The organism is Mangrovibacterium sp., from assembly GCF_059905295.1.
The window spans coordinates 1-7,766 of record NZ_JBZQJF010000229.1 but is presented as its reverse complement, the minus strand read 5'-3'; the positions used below and the strand labels follow the sequence as shown (position 1 = coordinate 7,766).

At 41.4% G+C, this 7,766-nt stretch carries 7 protein-coding genes; 6 read left to right on the top strand and 1 reads right to left on the bottom strand.

Features of this window, described 5'->3' with window-relative positions:
* From AC37HE_RS12200 to AC37HE_RS12190, 3 genes are all read left to right on the top strand, one after another.
* The coding region (locus AC37HE_RS12200) for an ABC transporter permease (protein ID WP_500783122.1) at positions 1-910 on the top strand (910 nt) is incomplete at its 5' end.
* A 420-nt stretch (positions 911-1,330) separates the two neighbouring features.
* A complete protein-coding gene (locus tag AC37HE_RS12195) occupies positions 1,331-2,806 on the top strand; it encodes an MFS transporter (RefSeq protein ID WP_500783121.1) in 1,476 nt (491 codons plus the stop codon).
* Positions 2,807-2,934: 128 nt separating this feature from the next.
* The gene (locus AC37HE_RS12190) at positions 2,935-3,432 is read left to right on the top strand and encodes a GNAT family N-acetyltransferase (RefSeq protein ID WP_500783120.1); all 498 of its coding nucleotides are present in this window, start codon (positions 2,935-2,937) and stop codon (positions 3,430-3,432) included.
* Positions 3,433-3,936: 504 nt separating this feature from the next.
* On the opposite strand, the gene AC37HE_RS12185 is transcribed toward AC37HE_RS12190, so the two are convergent.
* On the bottom strand, positions 3,937-4,740 hold the full coding sequence (locus AC37HE_RS12185; RefSeq protein ID WP_500783119.1) for a glycogen/starch synthase: 804 nt from the start codon (positions 4,738-4,740) through the stop codon (positions 3,937-3,939).
* Between the two features lie 155 nt (positions 4,741-4,895).
* On the opposite strand from AC37HE_RS12185, the gene panC reads away from it, so the two are divergent.
* The 3 genes from panC (at position 4,896) to AC37HE_RS12170 (ending at position 7,192) form a co-directional block, all read left to right on the top strand.
* Positions 4,896-5,750 carry a pantoate--beta-alanine ligase gene (gene panC / locus AC37HE_RS12180; RefSeq protein WP_500783118.1) on the top strand — a complete coding sequence of 285 codons (855 nt, stop codon included), beginning with the start codon at positions 4,896-4,898 and terminating at the stop codon, positions 5,748-5,750.
* Between the two features lie 60 nt (positions 5,751-5,810).
* Positions 5,811-6,161 carry an aspartate 1-decarboxylase gene (gene panD, locus AC37HE_RS12175; protein WP_500783117.1) on the top strand — a complete coding sequence of 117 codons (351 nt, stop codon included), beginning with the start codon at positions 5,811-5,813 and terminating at the stop codon, positions 6,159-6,161.
* A gap of 155 nt (positions 6,162-6,316) precedes the next feature.
* Positions 6,317-7,192: a DUF6268 family outer membrane beta-barrel protein gene (locus AC37HE_RS12170; RefSeq protein WP_500783116.1), complete on the top strand. Its 876-nt coding sequence runs from the start codon at positions 6,317-6,319 to the stop codon at positions 7,190-7,192.
* Positions 7,193-7,766: the final 574 nt, after the last annotated feature.

The window sequence follows — 7,766 nt, the reverse complement described above, 5'->3', positions numbered from 1 at the left end:
CGGTTTTACTTATCAATATTTCGGGTATCCAACACAAAACTTACAACTTGAAGGTTTAGGATTAGAGGGCAATGCCGCTTTAATGATGGCCAATTACGATTATTTGAAAACAATGAAAATCCCGCTTATTAAAAAGCTGATAAATACACCTGACGAACCTAAAAAAGGTATTTTGATAAATAAACATCTATATAACCGATTAATTGAGAAATACGGGAGTATGGAAGCTCTTAAACAGTTTCAGGCAAGCCAAATGCGCGCAGAAGACCAGATACCTATTCATATTGTTGGTGTTGTTGATGATTTCAACTACAGTTCAGCACACGAAGCCATTGGTGATTTTGCATTCGCACTTGGTGAATCAAGAAAATGGGCACGCTTTACTCATGTTCGCCTGACCCCGGGAAATATGCACCGGGAACTTGAAAGGATACGGTCGATATGGGATGATTATTATCCCGGTCAAGCGTTCAACTACTTCTTTTTAGACGATAAAGTTGCAGAACAATACAAATCTGAAACATTATTAAGCCGCATTTTAATAACATTTTCAATATTGGGAATAATAATCGCAGTAATCAGCATTGGTGCGCTATCACTTTTCATTTCTCAACAACGCACCAAAGAAATTGGCATTCGCAAGGTAAACGGAGCAAAAATTACAGAAATACTGGCTGCACTAAGCAAAAACTTTGTGATATGGGTATCTATTTCTTTTATTATTGCCACACCATTGATATATCTCGCAATGAATAAATGGCTTGAAAACTTTGCTTACAAAACCAATCTAAGTTGGTGGATCTATATATTGCCTGGTGTGCTGGCTTTAAGTATTGTATTGCTAACGGTGAATTTACAAAGTTGGAAAGCGGCAAAAAGAAATCCAGTGAAAGCATTAAGATATGAATAAACAGGAGCAAAGCATGTAATAATCAATTTTTTGGGGATTTTCCCTACGAAAAACAAAACAAATTCGTGCTTAGTTACAAGGTCAGTTCGGATTGCTAAGATGAAAGTTTAGATTGGCAGGTTCCCTGGTGTCTCGGGAGGGAAGGGACTTACGCCCTCCGGAATAATTTCATACGACACTTTATTGTTTAATCCCAAAAATTTGTACTTTACAGTTCTATCCAGAACTTACAAGTAAGTGTGCACATGCTGGGTACACTTACTTGTCATAGGGCAGGTTATCCCACACAACAGACACGTGATTGTTGTTGTATTAAATATTTAGGAAGACAGCGCACAACTGCAAGCTTATTAAGATGGACGAATTCCATGAAAAAGCTTTGGAGTAAAAGAATTAAACTATCAATAAAAACGAAATAAAATGGAAACAGCTAAGAAATCTTTTTTTGGTGTCATGAAATCTTTTAAAAAAGGATTTTGGATTGCAAGTATTATGGAATTGATGGAGCGTTGGGCCTGGTATGGACTATTTGCAGTTTTGGCACTTTACTTAACCGGATCAACTGACGAAGGTGGACTTGGACTTTCACATATTGAAAAAGGGCAAATTATGGGGATTGTAACTGCCATTCTATACTTATTGCCCTTGTTTACCGGAGTAATAGCCGATAAAATTGGCTATAAGATATCTTTAATAATTGCCTATGTATTATTGATTTCAGGATATTATATCATGGGCCAGGTGCAATCCTATGCCATGGTGTTTATTGTGTTTTTATGGGTAGCCGTAGGTGCAGCAATGTTTAAACCGGTTGCTTCTGCTATTGTGACCAAAAACACCGATGAGTCTAATTCGACTTTAGGTTTCGGGATTTTTTATATGATGGTGAATATTGGTGGGTTTATTGGACCAGCTTTCTCATCCACCCTGCGTACCCAATTTGGTTGGAAATTAATATTCCTTCAAGCAGCTATTGTTATTACGATAAACTTAGTAATCGTTTTACTTTTTTATAAAGAAAAGGGCAGAGAGAAAAATACCGAAACCATTTCAGAAGCTATTAAAAGTTCCTTAGTTAAAATTTGGGAAGCTGTTAAAGACAGTCGTCTTTCTGTATTGCTTATTATTATGGTTGGTTTCTGGACGATGTTTAATCAACTTTTCTATACTCTTCCAACTTTTATTGAAGATTGGGTAAATACGAAAGCATTACATAATACAATTGCACAGATCTCTCCCTGGATTGCCAGTGCCATGAGTGGGGGAGGTGATTCAGTTAAACCGGAGATGTTAATTAACCTGGATGCCGGATCTATCATCCTATTTCAGTTAATCGTATCGTTCTTTGTATTAAAAATGCGCCATGTAAGTGCCATGATAACTGGCTTTTTTATTGCCGCAATAGGTATTGGGATTACATTTTATACCGGGAATGGTTTATATACGATACTGGGAATCATGATTTTTGCAATTGGTGAAATGATGACAAATCCAACCTTCTCCTCATTTATCGCATTAATTTCCCCAAAAGGAAAAGAAGCCCTATATATGGGAACTTATTTCTTGCCAATTTTCTTAGGAAATTTCTTAACGACCTTTGTTTCCGGTAATCTATACGAGGCTTGGTCTGACAAATTGAGCTTGCTGCAATTAGAAATGTCGAGCAGAGGTATTGCAATGCCGGAAATAACTCAAGAGTTTACCAAAAATGATTACTTCGCTGCTGCTGCTCAAAAACTTGGAATGACAGAAACTCAAATGACGCAATTTATTTGGGATCACTATCATCCGAGTAAAATCTGGTATGTCATTACAGGTATTGGTATTGTTACGATTTTAGCTTTAGTCATTTACGATCGGTTGGTAATTCGACCCAAAGAAGCGCAAGCAAAATAAAATTCAGTTTGCATAACAACGAAGAACCACCTCTAATAAATTAGATCGGGAAGCACTTATTCGTTCATGAAAAAAGAGAAGTTAAAGAAGTGAATAGAGATCAGCTTTTAGAGACAAAACGGACCATCATGCGAAATCTTACCATAGATGACGCGGATGATTTCTATGCCTTAAATCTTGACCCGGAAGTAATACAATATACCGGAGACCTGGCATTTGAAAATGTTCAAGTTGCCAAAGAATTTCTGAGCAACTACGACCAATACGAAAAATATGGTGTCGGACGACTTGCCGTAATTGAGAAGGCAACTTCGACGTTTATCGGCTGGTGTGGACTAAAATATAGTGAAGATAAAGACGAGTATGATATTGGATTTAGGTTCTTTAGACCATATTGGAATAAAGGTTTTGCCACAGAAACCGCAACGAAATGCCTTGAATTTGGCTTTCATGAATTAGGAATTTCCAAAATTATCGGACGTGCGATGCGTGAAAATTCGGCTTCAATCAAAGTTCTTGAAAAGATTGGAATGACATTTAAAGAAACCTTTGACTTTGATGGACATAAAGGAGTAATCTACGAGAAAATAAATAGGGGACAATACGATGAAACCCGATCAGTTTAAGGATGAAATTTATAAAGGATCCCGTTGCCTGATAGTTGCTTTTAAGGATTCCAGTAAAATAAAACATTCATGATTCGGAGGGAATCTCCAACAGGGATGAAAGTGGAGGAAAACAAGAGAAGGCAGTTGAAAACAATGGAAGACAATTTGAAAACAGTTGAAGACAATCGAAGGAAGAGGAAGCTGCTCGAAGCGCTTTTGGCCTACTTTTTATCGAGGGTAGGAAGCGAACCGGAAGCTTAGTGAAGCCGGGAAGCTCCGACGACAGAAGGAGATCACCCGGCTGAACTTAGTTTTCAGGAGCTGATACCTGAAGATAAAAATCAGCCTTGCGTTTTCTGTTTCGTCTTTGGGGCAAGCCAAAGATGAAAACCCGCCTGGTAAGGCTAGCGGAAATTTATTGGAGTAGAATCGCTCCTCTTAAACGCATCTTGAAAAAGACTTTCAGAAAAAAGAGCCCGGAAAAACTTCCGGGCTCTTTCAATATCTTATTAAGCGATGAGCTTAAAATACTTTATCGTAGAATTCGTTATACGCGTCGATGTAGGTATCTTCCCCTTGGTAGTCAAGGTTCAATTTTCCTGAAGCTGCAATATATTCAGCCAGTTCAGGATTAATTGTTTCGCTGCCCTGAATCACTGCATCAGCATATTGAACACCCAATTTCATCATACTCTCGTAAGTCGGGTTTTTCAATAATTCCACATCTTCCGGGTTGATTCCATCAATCTGTACATTATCGACAGCTGCTGAACTTAACGGTTTTTTAAAACTTTCATTGTAAACCGAGTAAACGACCTTCGATTTCTCAAAAAGCGGATCATCGTGATAAGCCTTCTTAATATATAAAGGAACTAAGGAAGCCAACCAGCCCGAACAGTGAATCAGGTCGGGAGCCCAACGTAATTTGATAACCGTTTCGAGAACACCGCGCGCAAAAAATACGGCACGCTCATCGTTATCGTCGAACTCTTTACCTTTGCTGTCTTTCAATACAGCCTTTCGGTGAAAGTAATCCTCATTATCAATAAAGTAAACTTGCATACGAGCTGCCTGAATAGAGGCAACTTTAATAATCAGAGGGTGGTCTGCATCGTTGATCACCAGGTTCATACCCGACAAACGGATCACTTCGTGCAGTTGATTACGACGTTCATTTACACTTCCGTAACGAGGCATAAAGGTTCTGATCTCGCGACCATGTTCCTGGATACCTTGCGGCAGGAATCGGCCTTTTTTTGACATCTCGGATTCGGGAAGGTAAGGTGTTATTTCTTGAGAAATGAATAGGATTCTTTTCTTTTCCATTAGAAAGCTTGCTGAAAATTGATTCGGCAAAATTAATAAAAATATGCCTAATATTCAATTTAAGATCAATATTGAAGGGATTTTCACTGAAAGCAGCACTTTAGCCGGACATCGTATAGATTAATTTATTTACTTTGCACCCTGATTTTTTACCCATGCTGGTTATTAAGAACATAAGCGATCTAAAGTCGTTAATCGGCGCCCAAAAAGCAGCCGGAAAAACGATTGGTTTTGTGCCCACAATGGGCGCTTTACATGCCGGTCACCTGTCGCTGGTTGAAGAAGCAGGCCGACAAACTGATTTTGTGGTAGTAAGCATTTTTGTTAACCCTACCCAGTTTAATGATCTATCGGATTTGGAGAAATATCCGCGGACACTTGAAGCTGATGCGAACTTGCTGGAAGCGAGTCCCTGTCAGGCTATATTTGCCCCCGATGTGGCGACCATGTATCCCGAGCCCGACACCCGCCGGTTTAACTTTGGCGAGCTGGAACAGGTCATGGAAGGACGTTTTCGCCCCGGACACTTCAACGGAGTTGCCCAGGTGGTCAGCAAACTGTTCGATATGGTAGAGCCGCATAAAGCTTTTTTCGGCCAAAAAGACTTTCAACAGCTTGTGATTGTGAAAGCAATGGTAAAACAACTAACTTTGCCGGTCGAGATTATTGCTTGCCCCATTGTTCGTGAAGAAAGTGGTTTGGCCCGCAGTTCACGTAACGAACGCCTCACTGCCGAGCAACGCGAAAATGCAGCGGTAATCTACAAAACACTGTGTGAAGCCAGGAACCAAGTACCCGGCCAGAGCGTAGAAACAATTAGAAAGATGGTGGTTGAAACCATCAATGCGAACCCGTTCCTTGAAACGGAATATTTTGAAATTGTTAACGATACCGACCTGAAACCCGTGAACGATTGGAATGAACCGGTAAACAAAGTAGCCTGTCTGGCTGTTTTTTGTGGCGAAGTTCGTTTGATCGACAACCTGGTTTTAGACGAAAAGATCAACTAAAGCCGACCACGAAACGGTCAGAAGAAACAGATCAGGTCACCGACCCAAAAAGAGAACGAAATGTATATTGAAGTTTGTAAATCGAAAATTCACAAAGTAACGGTTACTGAAGCCAACTTGCAGTACGTGGGAAGTATTACCATTGATGAGGACTTAATGGATGCTGCAAACTTGATTGAAAATGAAAAGGTGCAGATCGTCAATATCAACAATGGTGAACGTTTGGAAACTTACGTCATTAAAGGACAACGTGCTTCAGGTGTCATTTGCCTGAATGGTCCCGCTGCCCGCAAAGTTGCTGTTGGCGATGTGGTGATTATTATCTCCTATGCCATGATGGACTTTGAAGCCGCCAAAGGCTTTAAACCGCAACTGGTGTTTCCCGACACCGAGACCAACAGAATTGTCTGAAAAAATACCAACTGAAAATAATAGCCCGAGGCCAACCGCCCCGGGTTTTTTATTGCCTGCCCATAGCATGACAAAAATCTGGTATCTGATATCACAAATTCCCTATATTGAGCCACTTTCCGAAAAATTGATTTAATCCAATCACCCCAAACATCATGAAATACCTGATCATCATCGGCCTGCTGGTTTGCAGCATGAGCCTAAAGGCACAAACAGCCGACAACTACGACATCAGCCTCAAAGGAGTGTGGAACTCAGACACGAAAAGTGATGCCTCTTTTCAACAATACGGTATCACTGCCAGGTTTGGAAGCTGGCTCATCCAAAAAGGTCAGAAAGGCGTAATCATGCTACGGGGTAGTTACACCTATGCTGCAATCGACATCAACAAAGAACTGCAATTTCCAAGTAAGCTGGACCAGTTTCACAGTGCCGGTTTCATGCTGGCCTATTCCCGGCGACTGAAAAGTCCTAAATGGGCATTTACCGGCATCCTGATCCCCCAGCTTAATTCAAACTTTTCAACGAGCATCAGTGGCGACGACCTCTACATCAATGCCGTTGCCTTATTCAACTATAGCAACACTGCCAAAAGCCGTCTTTCCTTCGGGCTAACCTACTCGAGCACGCTGGGTTTTCCGGCTCCCATACCGGTCATCAGCTACTGGAAAGCCTGGAACGACAAGTGGGAAATGAATCTCGGCTTTCCGCGCATGGGGATCACCCGCCGGTTAAGCACGAAGAACAGCCTGGCCCTGCTGGCCGACATCAATGGCTACAACGGCCACATCGGCACCCCCATCACTGACGATCGTTTCCAGCATGGCCGAATCGCCAACCGGATTAGTTATTTCAATGTTGTTAGCGGCCTCGAATGGCAACACAACTTTAAAAACTGCCGCCTGCGACTCAAAACCAGCTACTCGGTTTATCGTCGATTTGAGCTGCAAACCAATAATTACCACAAAGCCTACGAGTTCGACATGAACCAGGTTTTCAATATTGGCATGGGCTTCGATTTCAACCTTTAATTTCTTTTGTCAACACCCCAGTCCAACGGACAGCCCCGGCTAACGGCCGGGGATTAACAAGCCTTCTTGTATTTACCCCAAACCCCTTGAAGGGGCTTTAGCAATCTGCAAGATATATAGCACCATAGCGAGCTCGAAGCGCCCCCCGTCTAATGAAAAAGAGCGTTAAGAAACCAGGTGGTGAGTATTCCCATATAGGCGAGTCAGAGACGGCAAAACTTGACCGATATATGTCGGAACTTAACGCTTAACTGTCTCTCCCCTGGTTCAGCTAAAATCAAGATTTTAGCTGAATCTGTCCCCTCTCTACTGGTAGAGAGAGGTGGCACGAGCATAGTGAGCGTCGGGGTGAGTCAAAACCAACTGCAGGAAGAAAGTAACAGCCTCCCGGCTCAAGGACAACAAAAAGATCTTTTAACATTCCTTCGCACGCGTTAACGCTCCGCTACCCTACCTTTATCCCACATACATAACAGAGGGGTTTTTATCAATCATTTTTCATTGAGATAGGTTTTGGTTAAGTGAGGAAAGGAGGACAGCGGTTCTCCTTTTTTTTTGAAAGTTCCTTTCGGGT

Excerpts from the sequence above, each read along its gene's own strand:
- panC (WP_500783118.1), top strand. The coding sequence starts at position 4,896 with ATGCTGGTTATTAAGAACATAAGCGATCTAAAGTCGTTAATCGGCGCC.
- AC37HE_RS12195 (WP_500783121.1), top strand. The coding sequence starts at position 1,331 with ATGGAAACAGCTAAGAAATCTTTTTTTGGTGTCATGAAATCTTTTAAA.
- AC37HE_RS12190 (WP_500783120.1), top strand. The coding sequence starts at position 2,935 with ATGCGAAATCTTACCATAGATGACGCGGATGATTTCTATGCCTTAAAT.
- AC37HE_RS12170 (WP_500783116.1), top strand. The coding sequence starts at position 6,317 with ATGAAATACCTGATCATCATCGGCCTGCTGGTTTGCAGCATGAGCCTA.
- panD (WP_500783117.1), top strand. The coding sequence starts at position 5,811 with ATGTATATTGAAGTTTGTAAATCGAAAATTCACAAAGTAACGGTTACT.
- AC37HE_RS12185 (WP_500783119.1), bottom strand. The coding sequence starts at position 4,740 with ATGGAAAAGAAAAGAATCCTATTCATTTCTCAAGAAATAACACCTTAC.